We start from the raw sequence: 16,625 nt of genomic DNA, 5'->3' as shown, positions 1-16,625 counted from the left end.
ACCGTCCGGCCAGCCGGGCACCGCGAGAACCATGCAAATTTTGATTTTTATGTCCGACCTGCAAACCTCTACCCCGAATACCGAATCTTTTGCGGCTCTGTTCGAAGAGTCGCTGACCAAGCAAGACATGCGCGCCGGCGAAGTGATCTCCGCCGAAGTCGTGCGTGTTGACCACAACTTCGTGGTCGTCAACGCTGGTCTCAAGTCCGAAGCCTACATCCCGCTCGAAGAGTTCCTGAACGACGCGGGCGAGGTAGAAGTGCAGGCGGGCGACTTCGTTTCCGTCGCGATCGACGCGTTGGAAAACGGCTATGGCGACACGATCCTGTCGCGCGACAAGGCGAAGCGCCTGGCTTCGTGGCTGTCGCTGGAAAAGGCTCTCGACAACAACGAACTCGTGACCGGCACGATCACGGGCAAGGTCAAGGGCGGCATGACCGTTATGGTCAACGGCATCCGCGCATTCCTGCCGGGTTCGCTGGTCGACACGCGTCCGGTCAAGGACACGACCCCGTACGAAGGCAAGACGCTGGAATTCCGCGTCATCAAGCTCGACCGCAAGCGTAACAACGTCGTGCTGTCGCGTCGTGCCGTGATCGAAGCGACCCAAGGCGAAGAGCGCGCAAAGCTGCTCGAAACGCTGAAGGAAGGCGCGATCGTGGAAGGCGTGGTGAAGAACATCACGGATTACGGCGCGTTCGTGGACCTCGGCGGTATCGACGGCCTGCTGCACATCACCGACATCGCATGGCGTCGTGTGCGTCACCCGAGCGAAGTGCTGTCGGTTGGCCAAGAAGTCACCGCGAAGATCCTCAAGTTCGATCAAGAGAAGAACCGCGTTTCGCTGGGCATCAAGCAACTGGGCGACGATCCGTGGGAAGGCATTTCGCGCCGTTACCCGTCGGGTACGCGCCTGTTCGGTAAGGTCACCAACATCACCGACTACGGCGCATTCGTCGAAGTCGAATCGGGTATCGAAGGCCTGGTTCACGTGTCGGAAATGGACTGGACGAACAAGAACGTTGCACCGTCGAAGGTTGTGCAACTGGGTGACGAAGTCGAAGTCATGGTTCTCGAAATCGACGAAGACCGCCGCCGTATCAGCCTCGGCATGAAGCAATGCAAGCCGAACCCGTGGGACGACTTCAGCCGCAACTTCAAGAAGGGCGACAAGCTGCAAGGCGCAATCAAGTCGATCACCGACTTCGGCGTCTTCATCGGTCTGCCGGGCGGCATCGACGGTCTGGTTCACCTGTCGGACCTGTCGTGGAGCGAAACGGGCGAAGAAGCAGTTCGCAAGTACAAGAAGGGCGACGAAGTGGAAGCGATCGTTCTCGGCATCGACGTCGAGAAGGAACGCATTTCGCTGGGCATCAAGCAGCTCGAAGGCGACCCGTTCAGCAACTTCGTTGCCATGAACGACAAGGGTTCGATCGTCGACGGCGTGGTCAAGTCGGTGGACGCGAAGGGTGCTGTGGTTCAGCTGTCGGCAGAAGTCGAAGGCTACCTGCGCGCTTCGGAAATCGCACAAGACCGCGTGGAAGATGCTCGCAACGTGCTGAAGGACGGCGACAAGGTCAACGCGATGATCATCAACATCGATCGCAAGTCGCGTGGTATCAACCTGTCGATCAAGGCCAAGGATTCGGCTGAGCAACAGGAAGCGATTCGCGGCCTGGCTTCGTCGGACTCGAGCTCGGCTGCCACCGGCACGACGAACCTCGGCGCGCTGTTGAAGGCCAAGCTCGACGGCCAGAACCAGTAAGCCTGAGAGGTCTGCTGCAGTATGACCAAATCGGAATTGGTCGCCCAGCTGGCTGCGCGATTTCCGCAACTTGTCCTTAAAGATGCGGATTTCGCGGTGAAGACGATGCTTGATGCGATGTCGGAGGCACTTGCCAACGGTCATCGCATCGAAATTCGCGGCTTCGGCAGCTTCGGCCTTAACCGCCGTCCCTCCCGCGTCGGGCGTAATCCCAAGTCGGGCGAGAAGGTGCTGGTACCTGAGAAGTACGTACCGCACTTCAAGCCGGGCAAGGAATTGCGCGAGCGGGTAGATCGTCGCGCGGGTGAGCCGTTGAAGGCCGAAGAGCCGGATGACGACCTGTAAATGCTTCGCTGCGCTATTTGCAGCGTGGCATTGGTAGCGTCAGCGGCCAAAACCAGTCGGCAAAAGACCAGAAAAAGCGCCTTCGGGCGCTTTTTTTTCGTCTGTACGTCTGGCGTTTTTGCGCCGCGACGTTCGTCTGGCCTGACGCGTGGCCCACAAGCACGGCCCGCAGGCGCGATCGCCGAATCCAGACAAACTGACCCACGCACCCGCCTACCCGCCTGCGGCAAGATAAAACCGCCTAAGCCCGCAATCCGCCAGTTCCTGCCCAGCCGCGAGGGCTTCAATTACAATACGGGTCACTTCGGCGCGGGCAACACCGTGGCGCGACGCGTCATCAAGCCGGCGTCACCCCGCAACTGCCGTCAAGAGACCTATTCATGAAATTTATCGTCTGGCTGATCCGTGTGCTGGTGTTCGTGCTGCTGCTGGTGCTGGCGCTCTCCAATACACAACCTGCTACGCTGAATTTCCTCGCCGGCTACGCATGGTCGGCGCCGTTGATCCTGATCGGCCTCGCGTTCTTCGTGGTGGGGCTGCTGGCCGGGTTGGTTTCGTCGATGCCGGCCATGCTGCGCTTGCGCATGGAAAATGGCCGGCTCAAGCGCGAGTTGCGGGTGGCGCGCGAAACCCCGGTCGTGGTCGAACAACCGCCCATGCCGCCGTTGATCTGAATTTCTTCGGCCGCGCATCGTGAGCGCGGCTTTCCGTCTTCGCTTTCCCGCACATTTGCATTAATCGCATGGATCTAGACTTCTGGTGGCTGCTTGTCATACCCGTCGCTTTCGCGTTCGGCTGGATGGCTGCGCGCTACGACCTCAAGACGCTGCTGTCCGAAAGCGCCAACTTGCCGCGCTCGTATTTTCGCGGCCTCAACTTCCTGCTCAACGAGCAGCCGGACCAGGCGATCGATGCCTTCATCGAAGTGGTCAAGCTCGATCCGGAAACGGTCGAGTTGCACTTCGCGCTGGGCAATCTGTTCCGTCGCCGCGGTGAAACGGATCGCGCGATTCGCGTGCATCAGAATCTGTTGAGCCGCGCCGACCTGCCGGTCAGCGAGCGCGATCACGCGCTTTACGAGTTGGGGCAAGACTTCCTGAAGGCGGGTCTGCTCGATCGCGCGGAAGAAACGTTTCGCTCGCTCGAAACCGGCGACTACGCATTGGGCGCGCAACGCGCGCTCCTCACCATCTACGAAATCGAGAAGGACTGGGTCAAGTCCATCGATACCGCGCGTCATCTGGAAACGATGGGCGCGGAGTCGCTCGACAAGGAAATTGCGCAGTTCCACTGCGAACTCGCGCAGGAAGCGCTACAACAGAAGAAGCCGGACGAAGCCCGCCGCCAGCTCGGCTTCGCGCTGAAGGCGAACCCGACCAACGTGCGCGCCACGATCCTGTTCGGCGACGTCGACGCGGCCGGCGGCGCGCAGGAAGCGGCCATCGCCCAATGGCGGCGCGTGGAGGAGCAGAATCCGGCCTATCTGCCGCTGGTCGCGGAAAAGCTGATGAAGGCCTACGAGGCGCTCGGCCGCCCGCAGGACGGCGCCGATCTGCTCACCACGTGGGTGGACCGCTATCCGACCAACGATCTGCTCGATGTTGCCTATCAGCACGTCGCATCGCTGCGCGGACCTGACGCCGCCCATGCGCTGGCGCGCTCGCAAATGCAGAAGTCGCCGAATCTGGCGGGCATGACACGGTTGCTCGAGGCGCAGGAAGCCGCCGCGGAAGAACCGCGGCGCAGCGAACTCGAACTGATGCGCACGCTGATCCGTCAGCGCACCAAAAATCTGCCACGGTATACGTGCCAGAATTGCGGTTTCAGGGCGCGGCTTTTCTACTGGCAGTGCCCGGGTTGCAGCGGTTGGGAAACCTATGCGCCGCGTCGCGTCGAGCCGATCACCGCGTCGAACTGACGCTTTGATGGCCGCGGCGGCTTCGGCTGCGCGGTCGCGCCGCCGCCCGGCGTGTGGCAACCGCCCCAGCGCGGGCGGATTTCGCAACATGTTTCTGACCGGCTTCATCGCCGGGAATCATCACCGGAACCCTCTACCGGAAAGCGTATGAAAATCACCATTATCGGCACGGGCTATGTGGGTCTTGTCACCGGCGCGTGTCTCGCCGAGATCGGTCACGACGTTTTCTGTCTCGACGTCGATCCGCGCAAGATCGAAATCCTCAACAACGGCGGCGTGCCCATTCACGAGCCCGGTTTGCAGGAGATGATCGCCCGCACGCGCGCGGCGCGCCGCATCACGTTTTCCACGGATGTCGAAGCCAGCGTCGCGCACGGCGACGTGCAGTTCATCGCCGTCGGCACGCCGCCTGACGAAGACGGCTCGGCGGATCTGCAATACGTGCTCGAAGCGGCGCGCAACATCGGCCGCACGATGAACGGCTTCAAGGTGATCGTCGACAAGTCGACAGTGCCGGTCGGCACCGCGCAGCGCGTACGCATGGTGGTCGAAGAAGAACTGGCTAAACGCGGGCTTGCCGCCAGCGCGCAGCATCGCTTCTCGGTGGTGTCCAATCCCGAGTTCCTGAAGGAAGGCGCGGCGGTCGACGACTTCATGCGTCCCGACCGCATCGTGATCGGCATCGACGAAGACGAACCCGGCATGCGCGCGCGCGAATTGATGAAGCGTCTGTACGCGCCGTTCAACCGCAATCACGAACGCACCTTGTACATGGACGTGCGCTCGGCCGAATTCACGAAATACGCGGCCAATGCCATGCTCGCCACGCGCATCTCGTTCATGAACGAGATGTCGAATCTGGCGGACCGCGTCGGCGCGGATATCGAAGCCGTGCGCCGCGGCATCGGCTCGGATCCGCGGATCGGCTATCACTTCCTGTACGCAGGCTGCGGCTACGGCGGCTCGTGCTTCCCGAAGGACGTGCAGGCGCTGATCCGCACGGCCAGCGAGAGCGGCCACAATCTGCGCATCCTCGAAGCGGTCGAGGAAGTGAACCACAAGCAGAAAGACGTGCTGGTGCACAAGATCACGGACAAACTCGGCGACGATCTGAGCGGCCGCACGTTCGCCGTGTGGGGCCTCGCATTCAAGCCCAACACCGACGATATGCGCGAGGCGCCGAGCCGTCGCCTGATCGCGGAACTGCTGGCGCGCGGCGCCCAGGTGCGCGCGTACGATCCGGTCGCGGTGACCGAAGCGCGCCGCGTGTTCGCCATCGACCTGCATGACGCACCGGACCAGTTCGCGCGTCTGAGCTTCACGAGCACGCAGGACGAAACGCTCACCGGCGCCGACGCCCTCGTGATCGTGACCGAATGGAAAGAATTCAAGAGTCCGGATTTCGTTCATCTGAAATCGGTGCTGAAGTCGCCGTTGATTTTCGACGGCCGCAACCTGTATGAACCGGACGCGATGACCGAACTCGGCATCGACTACCACTCGATTGGACGCCCCTATGCCCAACCCTCTGAACTTCCGGCCGTTGCCTGAGACCGTGCCCGGCGCCGCGCCGTCCACGCCCGCAGCGCCGCTCACGGTCGTGCCGCGCGAACAGCTCGGCGCGGCGCGCGTGCTGGTGGTGGGCGACGTCATGCTCGATCGCTACTGGTTCGGCGACGTGAACCGCATTTCGCCGGAAGCGCCGGTGCCGGTGGTGCACGTGCAGCGTCAGGAAGACCGTCTCGGCGGCGCGGCGAACGTCGCGCGCAACGCGGTCGCGCTCGGCGCGCAAGCCGGCTTGCTGTGCGTGGTCGGCCATGACGAACCGGGCGAGCGCATCGTGCAGCTGCTCGGCGAAAGCGGCGTGAAGCCGCATCTCGAGCGCGATCCGGCGCTGCTCACCACGATCAAGCTGCGCGTGCTGTCGCGCCAGCAACAGTTGCTGCGCGTCGACTTCGAAAACTCGCCGGCGCACGAAGTGCTGCTCGCGGGTCTCGCCCGATTCGACGAACTGCTGCCGTCGCACGACGTGATTCTGATGTCCGACTACGCGAAGGGCGGCCTGACCCACGTCACGCAAATGATCTCGAAGGCGAATGCCGCGGGCAAGCCGGTGCTGGTCGATCCGAAGGGCGACGACTGGGAACGCTATCAGGGCGCCACGCTGATCACGCCGAACCGCGCCGAGTTGCGCGAGGTGGTCGGTCAGTGGAAATCGGAAGAAGATCTGCTCGCGCGCGTGACGAAACTGCGCACCGATCTGCAGTTCAAGGCGCTGCTGCTGACGCGTTCGGAAGAGGGCATGACGCTCTTCACGGACGACGGCGTCCTGCACGCTTCGGCTGTCGCGCGCGAAGTGTATGATGTCTCGGGCGCGGGCGACACCGTGATCGCCACGCTCGCCGCCATGCTCGGCGCGGGTCTCACGCTGATCGAGGCGGTCGGGCTCGCGAATCGCGCGGCCGGCATCGTGGTCGGCAAACTCGGCACCGCCACTGTCGACTACGACGAACTTTTTCATTGATGCGGCCCGCCGGGTCCCTCGCAGTGCGGCCATGAGTGGCGCGTAAAAGGGATTCGCGGGGCGTCAACTGGACCTGTCGATTGGAGCTAGTGCAGAGCACTCGCTCCGATCCCATGCAAAGCTCTTTACCGCAGGCTCATCATGACCCTCATCGTCACCGGCGCGGCCGGTTTTATCGGCAGCAATCTCGTGAAGGCGCTCAACGAGCGCGGTGAACAACGCATCATTGCCGTGGACAACCTCACGCGTGCCGACAAGTTCAAGAATCTCGTCGACTGCGAGATCGACGACTACCTCGACAAGACCGAGTTCGTCGAACGCTTCAAGCGCGGTGACTTCGGCAAGGTGCGCGCGATTTTCCACGAAGGCGCCTGTTCGGACACGATGGAAACCGACGGCCGCTACATGATGGACAACAATTTCCGCTACAGCCGCGATGTGCTCGATGTGTGCCTCGCGCAGAACATCCAGTTCCTGTACGCGTCGTCGGCGGCAACGTATGGCGGCTCGAGCCGTTTCGTCGAAGAGCGCGAGGTCGAGCAGCCGCTCAACGTGTACGGCTACTCGAAGTTCCTGTTCGATCAGGTGATTCGCCGCGTGCTGCCGACTGCGAAGAGCCAGATTGCCGGCTTCCGTTATTTCAATGTCTACGGGCCGCGCGAAACGCATAAGGCGCGCATGGCGTCGGTGGCGTTTCACAACTTCAACCAGTTCCGCGCCGAGGGCAAGGTCAAGCTGTTCGGCGAATACAACGGCTACGCCGCGGGCGAGCAGACGCGCGACTTCGTCTCCGTGGAAGACGTGGTGAAGGTCAACCTGTTCTTCTTCGACAATCCGGACAAGTCGGGCATCTTCAATCTGGGCAGCGGCCGCGCGCAACCGTTCAACGACATCGCCAGCACGGTGGTCAACACGCTGCGCTCGCTGAACAACGAACCGGCGCTGTCGCTCGCGGATCAGGTGCAGCGCGGGTTGATCGAATACATTCCGTTTCCCGATGCGTTGCGCGGCAAGTACCAGTGCTTCACGCAAGCGGATCAGTCGAAGCTGCGCGCGGCCGGCTACGACGCGCCGTTCCTGAGCGTTCAGGAAGGTGTCGATCGTTACGTGCGTTGGCTATTCGGCCAGGTGTAAATCTTTCGGATCCCTCTTTAAACTGGAATCTCCCGGTTGGTGATGGTCGCCAACCGGTTGTACGAGGGAGATTCCATATGTTTCGAAAAATTCTGGTTACCGCGGCCATGCTGGCCGCTTTCGGCCACGCTTATGCGGCGGTCGACGTCAACACGGCCAATGAGGATGCGCTGCGCGGCATCAAGGGCATCGGTCCTGCCAAAGCGAAAGCCATTCTCGACGAGCGTGCAGCGCATGGTCCGTTCAAGGACCCGGCCGACCTCGGCAAGCGCGTCAAAGGCATGGGCGGGCATACCGTCGAGCGCCTGCAGGCGGAGGGTCTCGCTGTCGGTCCGGCTGGCGCGGCTGCTAACCCGCAGGCTGCGGCGTCTGCACAGACCAAAGGCGCGGCCGTTCCGGCCGCCACGCCGAAGAACAGCGCCACGGTGGCAGTGAAGAAATAGCCTTAGGCGGACTTTGCGTGCGGGCCTCGTGACCCGCGCGCGGAGTCCATCCCCGTCGTTCCCCTTCATGGTCGGAGTTGGCAGTAACACTCCTTCAGCTGTCATGCAGATGACTGGCTCCCGCGGTTCTCAGCCGCGGGCTTTTTGCGTTGCGGGCGCTCGCTGACGGGGCGCCTGCATCCATGCGGGCAGAAGGGCCGCACGGCAGCCGCGGGCACGGTGGTTTAGAATCGATGGATTGAAGACTCCGCGCATCGACAGCACCAGAACCGATATGGCTTACAAAACGATTGAAGACACGATCGGCAATACGCCGCTCGTACAACTCGTCCGGCTCCCCGACGACGAGATCCGCAGCCGCAATAACGTGATCCTTGCGAAGCTCGAGGGCAATAATCCGGCGGGCTCGGTGAAGGATCGCCCGGCGTTGTCGATGATCAAGAAAGCGGAAGCGCGTGGCCGCATCAAACCCGGCGACACGCTGATCGAATCGACCAGCGGCAACACGGGTATTGCGCTCGCCATGGCGGCAGCGGTCCGTGGCTACAAAATGGTCCTGATCATGCCGGAAGATCTGTCGGTGGAACGCCGTCAGAGCATGGCCGCGTATGGCGCGCAGATCGTGCTCACGCCGGTCACGGGCGGCATGGAGTACGCACGCGATCTCGCCGAGCAGATGCAGCGCGAAGGCAAGGGCATCATCCTCGATCAGTTTGCCAATCCCGACAATCCGGCCTCGCACGTCGAGGGCACGGGCCCGGAAATCTGGCGCGACACCGAAGGGCGCATTACCCACTTCGTGTCGTCGATGGGCACGACCGGCACGATCATGGGCGTGTCCACTTATCTGAAAGAACAGAATCAGGCTATCGAGATCATCGGCGCGCAACCTGAAGAAGGGTCGCGTATTCCGGGCATCCGCAAATGGCCGGAAGCCTATCTGCCGAAGATTTTCGATCGCAGTCGCGTCGACCGTGTCGAGAACGTGAGCCAGGCCGCCGCGGAAGCGATGGCGCGCCGCATGGCGTCGGTGGAAGGGATTTTTGCCGGCATCTCGTCGGGCGGCGCCTGCGAAGTGGCGCTGCGCGTCGCGCGGCAGGTCGAGAATGCGACGATCGTGTTCATCGTCTGCGATCGCGGCGACCGCTATCTGTCGACCGGTGTGTTTCCCGCATAAACGCGTCGTCGCTCAGAGTGTCGCTCGCCAACGAAAAAGCGCCGGTTCAAACCGGCGTTTTTTCATTTTGTCGGCTCGTGAGGCGCACCCGGCGCCCGCATTGCCGACTATTGCGAAGCCGCAACCGGCGGCGCCGCGTTGTTGACGGCGTTGTTCGTGGCGTCGCCGGCTTCCATCTGCGCCTTGACTCGCTGGCCCAACTGATACACCGCGAGCGCGTAGAAGAAACTGCGGTTATAGCGCGTCAGCACGTAGAAGTTCTTCAGGCCCAGCATGAACTCGGTGCCACGTCCCGGTGAGGGCAGGTCCACCACCGTCACCGGCGTGCCGGCCTCCGACGCGATATCGACGTCCGGTTCGTTCAGCAGCAACCCGGCGCGCAGCAACTGACTGAGCGGCCAGTGCGGCTCCGGCTGGCCGTCGGCGGCTGCTTGCGCGACGCCCAAGCTGCCGGCGTCCGAGCCGATCTTCCACACCACCGGCCGGCCGTTTTCCCAACCGTTCTGACGCAGGTAATTCGCCACGCTGCCGATCGCGTCCGCCTGGCTCGTGCGCAGGTCGATCTGCTTGTTGCCGTCGTAGCTCACCGCGTATTGGACGATGCTGCTCGGCAGAAACTGCGGAATGCCGATCGCGCCGGTGTACGAGCCGAGCACCGTGGTCGGATCGATCTGCGAGTCGCGCGTCCACACCAAATAGTCTTCGAGATTCTTGCGGAAAGTCGCCTGGCGATCCGCGCGATTGGCCGTGTTCGGATAGTCGAAGCTGAGCGTGGTCAGCGCGTCGAGCACGCGGAAGTTGCCCATGAAGCGGCCATAAATCGTCTCCACGCCGATGATGCCGACAATCACTTCCGGCGGCACGCCGAACTCTTCATAGGCGCGTTGCAGCGTGGCCTGGTTCGCGCGCCAGAAGCGCACGCCGGCATTGATGCGGACCTGGTCGAGGAAACGCGACTGATACACGCGCCAGTTCTTGACCGACGGCGAAGGCGACGGCGTCACGAGCTTGACCGCGGTCGCCGAATAGCTCACGCCGGCAAAGAGTGAGTGCAGCGCGGATTCGTCGAAGTCGTAGCGCGCGACCATGTCGTTGATGAACGCATTGACATCGGCATTGTTCGCGTAGCGCTGCGGGATGATCTCTTCTTCAAACGTTTGCCCTTGCGGCACCGCGGGTTGCGGTTGGCCTTGCGCGAGCAGCACCGGCGGTTTCTTGCCGGCGCTTTGCGCGATCGCCGGACTGGTTGCCATGAACATGCACGATGCGACGGATAGTGCGGCGGCCATGGTTCTGGTACGTAGCCGGTTTCGTGCAGACAGAGCAAGCTTGACGGTCATAGTGAGCTAAAGGCGCGTGGCGCAGGAGACAAGGGAAAGACGGGGAAAAACCGATCGGGGCAGTATACCCGACGCCTCTGCGCAAAACTGTGCCTGACGCGTGACAGCCGCATCGTGTGGTAACTTGATGCATGTTGGCGCGCCGAGGGCGCGCGTCCCTGGATGGAGACATGCCGCGCGCGCTTCGAAGGCGTGACGCCGCAGAAAGAGAATCATGGCAACAGGCTTCTATTCCCACGCCGACTGTCTGCTGCACGATATGGGGCAATGGCATCCCGAATGCCCCGCGCGTCTGCAGGCAATCGAAGATCAGTTGATCGCGAGCCGCATCGACTCGCTGATCGAGCGCGAGTCGCCGCCACTCGCCGACGATGCCGCGCTGCTGCGCGTGCATACGCAAGCTCACGTCGATTACATCCGCAGCCGCTCGCCGGCTGAAGGCATGGCCGAAATCGATCCCGACACGACGATGAACCCGCACACCTTGCAGGCCGCATTGCGCGCGGCGGGCGCCGCGGTCGCCGCGACCGATGCAGTGATCGAAGGCCGCTACGACAACGCCTTCTGCAGCGTGCGCCCGCCTGGCCACCATGCGGAGCCGGCGCGCGCCATGGGTTTCTGCTTCTTCAACAACGTCGCGATCGCCGCGCGTCATGCGCTCGAAGTGCACGGCTTGCAGCGCGTCGCGATCATCGACTTCGACGTGCATCACGGCAACGGCACCGAAGCGGCTTTCTCGGGCGACTCGCGCGTGCTGATGTGCAGCATCTTCCAGCATCCGTTCTATCCGTTCACCGGCGCCGACAACCAGGCGCCCAACATGTGCAACGTGCCGATGCCGGCGCGCTCGAAAGGCATGGCGGTGCGCGAGGCGGTAGACCTGCTGTGGCTGCCGCGCCTGCATGATTTCAAGCCGGAGATGCTGTTCATCTCGGCCGGTTTCGACGCGCATCGCGAAGACGACCTCGGCAACATGGGCCTCGTCGAAGACGATTACGCCTGGATCACCGATCAGATGCGCGATATCGCGAAGCGTTATGCGCATGGACGGATAGTCAGTTGCCTCGAAGGCGGCTACAACCTGTCCGCGTTGGGGCGCAGCGTGGTCGCCCACGTGCGTTCGCTGGCCGGGATCTGAGCCGCTAAACCGCTGCGCCGGTGCCGCGCGCGGCGCCATCCACTCAAAACGCATTAGGAGCGAGCCATGAACGCCGATGCGCGCAACAACGCTTCACTGGTCGAAATCGAGCACGGCGCGTACGGGGTGCCGGGCGTCGTGCGTTTGACGATGAATCGGCCCGACGCCTTCAACGCGCTCTCCGAAGCCTTGCTCGACGACCTGCAGACCGCATTGAGCGAAATCGGGCGGTCGGACGCGCGCGTGGTGGTGATCGCCGGCGCGGGCAGGGCGTTCTGCGCGGGACACGATCTGAAGGAAATGCGCGCGGCACCTTCGTTGGCGTATTACCAGGCGCTGTTCGCCCGCTGCACGAAACTCATGATGACGATCCAGCGCTTGCCGCAACCCGTGATCGCGCGCGTGCAGGGCATCGCGACGGCGGCCGGCTGTCAACTCGTCGCGATGTGCGATCTGGCTGTCGCCGCCGACACGGCGCGGTTTGCCGTCTCGGGTGTGAACCTTGGGCTCTTCTGCGCGACGCCCTCTGTGCCGCTGTCGCGCAACCTGTCGCGCAAAGCGGCGCTTGAAATGCTGCTGACGGGCGATTTCATCGATGCCGCCGAGGCGAAGCAGCAAGGTCTAGTGAACCGTGTGGTCCCAGCAGATGCGCTCGACCCGGAAATCGCGCGGCTCGCCACCAGCATCTGCGCGAAGCCCGTCGAAGCCGTGAGCGCCGGCAAAGGCCTCTTCTATCGTCAGTTGGAGATGGGTATCGAAGCGGCCTACCAACTCGCCGGCCAGACCATGGCCTGCAATATGATGGACGAATCAGCGCTCGAAGGCGTGCAGGCGTTCATCGACAAACGGGCGCCCGACTGGAAGCATGACGCGAGCTAGTCGCGCGTCGCTCAGGCTTTAAGCACCACCCGTTTTTCAATCCACTCGATCAACGCGCCGATCACCCGATCGCGGTCGATGTCGTTCATCGTCTCGTGATAGCTGCCTTCGTGCAGCGTAAGCGTCTTATCCGGCGAGCCTGCGTGCTCACCGAATTCGCGGCTGCCTTCGGGTTCGGTGAGCTTATCGGCGGTGCCGTGATAAACCAGTAGCGGTACCCGCAAGTCCGCACGGCCGCGTTCGATGCGCGCCATCGCCAGCAACAGTTCCGCGCCGGTGCGCGCGGGAATCGCGCCGTGATGCACGAGCGGATCGTTGCGATTGGCGTTCACCACGGGCTGAAGGCGCGAGAGCAAAGCGGCGTCGATTTTCATCGCCGGGAAGCTCGGGTAGAGATGGCTGATCACCTGGCTCAGCTTCAGCATCCAGCGCGGCACGTCGCGGCCGGGCGCAAGCGCCGGGCTCGACAGGATCAGACCGTTCAGGCGCCGGCCGCTCGCGTCGAGGCGCTCGACCGCGTACAACGCGGCCACGGCGCCGCCCATGCTGTGGCCCATCAGGAAGAGCGGGGCGCAACTTTGCGCCGCGGCGTCGAGCAAGGCTTGTGCGTCCAGCAGATAGTCGTCGAAGCGCTTCACGTACGACCGCTTGCCGGGCGCCTGGCCGTGGCCGCGCAGATCGATCGCCACCAGTTCGATGCCGGCCGCGTTCAGCCGCGCGGCCAGCGCCGCATAGCGGCCGGCGTGCTCAGCGAGCCCGTGGAGCAACGCGACCGTGGCGCGCAGCGGTGCGGCGGCCGGCCAGCGGTACAGCGGCAGGTCCACGCCATCGCTGGTCGTGACCGACGAGCGCCGCGGCTCGCCAGCGTTGCGGTTGCCCGCGACTGGCCGCGGATTGCTGCGTTGAGATGTCTCCATGGCTGCGCGCTTATCCTGATTTTGTTCCGCCCGATCATAGTCGCAGCGATAGTGCGCGCGCGAGCATCTCGCGCGGAGCGAGCCTCTAATGCCCACAGGTTATGAAAAGATCGTAATTGATTATTAAAGGGAATGACGACGCTGCGGTAGAATTGCGGGCTCAAATCCCAATAAAAGTAACGGCGGCCGCTTGTCGGGAGCACACAACGCTCGCTGACAGACTCCGCCGTTTCGTTTTTCCATGATCGAAATACGCAATATCTCCCAGCGGTTCGCCGGGCCCCGGGGCTGGGTTGAGGCGCTGCACAACGTCAATCTGTCGATTCCGGCGGGCGAGGTGTTCGGCATCATCGGCCGCAGCGGTGCGGGCAAGAGTACGCTCGTGCGCACCCTGAACCTGCTGACGCGCCCGAGCGAAGGCAATATCGTCGTCAACGGCCGCGATCTGACGACGCTGCCCGCCGCGCAATTGCGCGAGGCGCGCCGCGAGATCGGCATGATTTTCCAGCACTTCAATTTGCTGTCGTCGCGCACGGTCTACGAGAACGTCGCGCTGCCGCTCGAACTTGCCGGCATGAAGCGCGATGAGATCGAAGCGAACGTGCTGCCGCTGCTCGAACTGGTCGGCCTGTCGGCGCAGAAGGACCGGTATCCGGCGCAGATCAGCGGCGGCCAGAAGCAGCGCGTCGGCATTGCGCGCGCGTTGGCGAGCAAGCCCAAAGTGCTGCTCTCCGACGAAGCGACCTCCGCGCTCGATCCCGAAACCACGCGCGCGATTCTCGACCTGCTCAAGCGCATCAATCGCGAACTGAACCTGACCATCGTACTGATCACGCACCAGATGGACGTGATCAAGCAGGTCTGCGACCGCGTCGCCGTGCTGGACGCGGGCCGTGTGGTCGAAGAAGGCAAGGTGATCGACGTGTTCCTGCAACCGCATCACGAAGTCACGCGCGCCTTGATCGGCGACGTGATCGCGCAGGAACTCCCGCCCGCCATGAAGGCGCGCGTCGCGGAGCGCCTGAAGACCGGCAGCGGTCACTTGCTGCGCCTCGCGTTCACCGGCTCGGGCGTCGATCAGCCGATCCTGTCGGAAACGATTCGCCGCTACGAACTCGACTTCAACATCCTGCACGGCCAGATCGATGAGATCCAGGGGCAGGCGTTCGGCTCGCTCGCGGTGCTCGCGGGCGGCGAACCGACGAAGGTGGCGCAGGCGCTGACGTATCTGCGTGAACAGGGCGTGGTGGTGGAGGAGTTGTCGTATGTTGAGTGAAATGTTCGATATGTTCGTCCAGTCATTCTGGGAAACGCTCGTGATGGTGGGCATTTCCGGACTGGTCGGCGCCTTGGTGGGTTTACCGCTCGGCGTGCTGCTGTATCTGACGGATCGCCAGGGCGTATTGCAGAACGTCGCCGTGAATCGCGTGATGGGCGTCATTGTGAATGCGGTGCGTTCCACGCCGTTCATCATCCTGCTGGTCGCCGTGATTCCGTTCACGCGTCTCGTGGTGGGTTCGTCGATCGGAACCGCCGCCGCTGTCGTGCCGCTGACGATCGCTGCCGCGCCGTTCATCGCCCGCCTGGTCGAGACCGCGTTGCGCGAAGTGGATCGCGGCCTGATCGAAGCGGCGCAGGCGATGGGTGCGACCACCAGCCAGATCGTCTTCAAGGTGTTGTTGCCGGAATCGCTGCCGGGCGTGGTCGCCGGCCTGACGATCACGTTCGTCTCGCTGGTGGGCTATTCGGCGATGGCCGGCGCGATCGGTGGCGGCGGGCTTGGCGATCTCGGGATTCGCTATGGATATCAGCGGTTCCTGCCGGAAGTGATGTTGACGGTCGTGGTGATCCTGATCGTCTTCGTGCAGTTGGTGCAGTCGTTCGGGGATTGGCTCGTGCGTCGTTTGAGCCATAAGTAAAACAACAAAGTCGATAGATTCGGAAAGGTCCATCATGCAACGTCGTTTCATTCTCAAGCTGGCGGCCGTGCTCGGCGCCGCATCGCTGTTCGCCGCCAACGCGGCTCACGCCGAAGACACGATTAAGGTCGGCGTTACCGGCGGTCCGCACGCGCAGATCATGGAAGTCGTGAAAACAGTCGCGGCGAAGAACGGTCTGAACATTAAGATCGTCGAGTTCTCCGACTACGTGCAGCCGAACGCCGCGCTCGCCGGCGGCGATCTGGACGCGAACAGCTACCAGCACGACCCGTATCTACAGGCGCAGGTGAAGGACCGCGGCTACAAGCTGATCCGTATCGCGGACACGGTCACGTACCCGATGGGTATCTATTCGAAGAAAGTGAAGACGCTGGCCGAGCTGCAGCCGGGCGCGAAGATCGCGGTGCCGAATGATCCGACCAACGGTGGCCGCGCGCTGCTGTTGCTGCAAAAGCAGGGTTTGCTGAAACTGCGCGCCGACGCGGGCCTGAAGGCGACGCCGCTCGACATCGTCGACAATCCGAAGAAGCTGAAGATCGTCGAACTCGACGCCGCGCAGATTCCGCGCTCGCTGAACGACGTGGACGCCGCTGCAATCAACACGAACTTCGCTATGGAAGCGGGTCTGAAGCCCAAGCAGGACGCCATTGCGATGGAAGACCCGAAAGGCCCCTACGTGAACATCATCGCAATCCGCGAGGCGGACAAGAATAAGCCGTGGGTCGCCAAGCTGGTCGCGGCGTATCATTCGCCGGAAGTGAAGCAGTTCATTGAAAGTAAATTCGGCGGGTCGGTCATCACCGCGTGGTGAGCCGGCGGCCTCCAGAACAAGCAAGACACGACGGCGATGCAAAATTTGAGTCGTAGGTCTTAACCCGGGGTTGCCACCCGGGTTTTTTCGAGATTAAAATAGAACGACCGTTCGATATTGCCGTCACGCCACTGAGGAGCGATATCCTCCTGCTAGAGCGCCCGCGACAGGGCTGCCACGAGGGCAGTCGTTATAATGTTCGTTGGGTTGACGTATTCGTAACTTTGGAGCGTGTGCATGAAAATCCTGGTGCCAGTCAAAAGAGTGGTCGATTACAACGTGAAAGTCCGGGTG

Annotated in this window: 16 protein-coding genes; 14 read left to right on the top strand and 2 right to left on the bottom strand. The window is 62.7% G+C overall.

Annotated features, from left to right (window positions below; all coding sequences use genetic code 11):
- Positions 1-31: 31 nt before the first annotated feature.
- The 9 genes from rpsA (at position 32) to cysM (ending at position 9,306) form a co-directional block, all read left to right on the top strand.
- Positions 32-1,765: a 30S ribosomal protein S1 gene (gene rpsA, locus P0D80_RS32960; RefSeq protein ID WP_091800091.1), complete on the top strand. Its 1,734-nt coding sequence runs from the start codon at positions 32-34 to the stop codon at positions 1,763-1,765.
- A 21-nt stretch (positions 1,766-1,786) separates the two neighbouring features.
- Positions 1,787-2,110 carry an integration host factor subunit beta gene (locus P0D80_RS32955; RefSeq protein WP_012433973.1) on the top strand — a complete coding sequence of 108 codons (324 nt, stop codon included), beginning with the start codon at positions 1,787-1,789 and terminating at the stop codon, positions 2,108-2,110.
- Positions 2,111-2,490: 380 nt separating this feature from the next.
- Positions 2,491-2,784 carry a LapA family protein gene (locus tag P0D80_RS32950; RefSeq protein WP_095418546.1) on the top strand — a complete coding sequence of 98 codons (294 nt, stop codon included), beginning with the start codon at positions 2,491-2,493 and terminating at the stop codon, positions 2,782-2,784.
- A gap of 68 nt (positions 2,785-2,852) precedes the next feature.
- A complete protein-coding gene (gene lapB, locus P0D80_RS32945) occupies positions 2,853-4,028 on the top strand; it encodes a lipopolysaccharide assembly protein LapB (protein WP_408290171.1) in 1,176 nt (391 codons plus the stop codon).
- A 147-nt stretch (positions 4,029-4,175) separates the two neighbouring features.
- Positions 4,176-5,579 (top strand): UDP-glucose dehydrogenase family protein, encoded by a 1,404-nt coding sequence (locus tag P0D80_RS32940; protein ID WP_408290168.1) that lies wholly within the window; start codon positions 4,176-4,178, stop codon positions 5,577-5,579.
- Complete coding sequence (gene rfaE1 / locus P0D80_RS32935; RefSeq protein WP_408290166.1) at positions 5,545-6,552, top strand: D-glycero-beta-D-manno-heptose-7-phosphate kinase; 1,008 nt, start codon at positions 5,545-5,547, stop codon at positions 6,550-6,552. Before P0D80_RS32940 ends, rfaE1 begins: the two co-directional genes overlap by 35 nt.
- Positions 6,553-6,693: 141 nt before the next feature.
- Complete coding sequence (gene rfaD / locus P0D80_RS32930; protein ID WP_106283259.1) at positions 6,694-7,686, top strand: ADP-glyceromanno-heptose 6-epimerase; 993 nt, start codon at positions 6,694-6,696, stop codon at positions 7,684-7,686.
- A gap of 77 nt (positions 7,687-7,763) precedes the next feature.
- Positions 7,764-8,129, top strand: a complete 366-nt coding sequence (locus P0D80_RS32925; protein WP_408290164.1) for a ComEA family DNA-binding protein — start codon at positions 7,764-7,766, stop codon at positions 8,127-8,129.
- A 274-nt stretch (positions 8,130-8,403) separates the two neighbouring features.
- On the top strand, positions 8,404-9,306 hold the full coding sequence (gene cysM, locus P0D80_RS32920) for a cysteine synthase CysM (protein WP_106283257.1): 903 nt from the start codon (positions 8,404-8,406) through the stop codon (positions 9,304-9,306).
- Positions 9,307-9,413: 107 nt separating this feature from the next.
- Here cysM and mltB read toward each other — a convergent pair whose 3' ends face one another.
- Positions 9,414-10,565: a lytic murein transglycosylase B gene (gene mltB / locus P0D80_RS32915; RefSeq protein ID WP_408180602.1), complete on the bottom strand. Its 1,152-nt coding sequence runs from the start codon at positions 10,563-10,565 to the stop codon at positions 9,414-9,416.
- A gap of 295 nt (positions 10,566-10,860) precedes the next feature.
- Here mltB and P0D80_RS32910 point away from each other — a divergent pair, with 295 nt between their 5' ends.
- Together P0D80_RS32910 and P0D80_RS32905 are read left to right on the top strand one after the other, a co-directional pair.
- Positions 10,861-11,784: a histone deacetylase family protein gene (locus P0D80_RS32910; RefSeq protein WP_408290162.1), complete on the top strand. Its 924-nt coding sequence runs from the start codon at positions 10,861-10,863 to the stop codon at positions 11,782-11,784.
- 66 nt (positions 11,785-11,850) lie between these two features.
- Positions 11,851-12,663 carry an enoyl-CoA hydratase gene (locus tag P0D80_RS32905; RefSeq protein WP_408180603.1) on the top strand — a complete coding sequence of 271 codons (813 nt, stop codon included), beginning with the start codon at positions 11,851-11,853 and terminating at the stop codon, positions 12,661-12,663.
- Positions 12,664-12,674: 11 nt separating this feature from the next.
- On the opposite strand, the gene P0D80_RS32900 is transcribed toward P0D80_RS32905, so the two are convergent.
- Positions 12,675-13,580 (bottom strand): alpha/beta hydrolase, encoded by a 906-nt coding sequence (locus P0D80_RS32900; RefSeq protein WP_408290159.1) that lies wholly within the window; start codon positions 13,578-13,580, stop codon positions 12,675-12,677.
- Between the two features lie 241 nt (positions 13,581-13,821).
- On the opposite strand from P0D80_RS32900, the gene P0D80_RS32895 reads away from it, so the two are divergent.
- Genes P0D80_RS32895 through P0D80_RS32885 form a run of 3 tightly spaced genes read left to right on the top strand, consistent with a single transcriptional unit; the run spans position 13,822 to position 16,331 of the window.
- A complete protein-coding gene (locus tag P0D80_RS32895; RefSeq protein WP_132373516.1) occupies positions 13,822-14,856 on the top strand; it encodes a methionine ABC transporter ATP-binding protein in 1,035 nt (344 codons plus the stop codon).
- Positions 14,846-15,499, top strand: a complete 654-nt coding sequence (locus P0D80_RS32890) for a methionine ABC transporter permease (protein ID WP_310814260.1) — start codon at positions 14,846-14,848, stop codon at positions 15,497-15,499. The genes P0D80_RS32895 and P0D80_RS32890 overlap by 11 nt, the downstream gene beginning before the upstream one ends.
- Positions 15,500-15,533: 34 nt before the next feature.
- Positions 15,534-16,331, top strand: a complete 798-nt coding sequence (locus tag P0D80_RS32885) for a MetQ/NlpA family ABC transporter substrate-binding protein (protein ID WP_132373518.1) — start codon at positions 15,534-15,536, stop codon at positions 16,329-16,331.
- Positions 16,332-16,625 lie beyond the last annotated feature (294 nt).

It is taken from the genome of Paraburkholderia sp. RL17-373-BIF-A (genome assembly GCF_046030175.1).
Lineage (GTDB): Bacteria > Pseudomonadota > Gammaproteobacteria > Burkholderiales > Burkholderiaceae > Paraburkholderia.
Note: the sequence above shows the minus strand (reverse complement) of the source record. Positions and strands in the feature narration are given on the sequence as shown.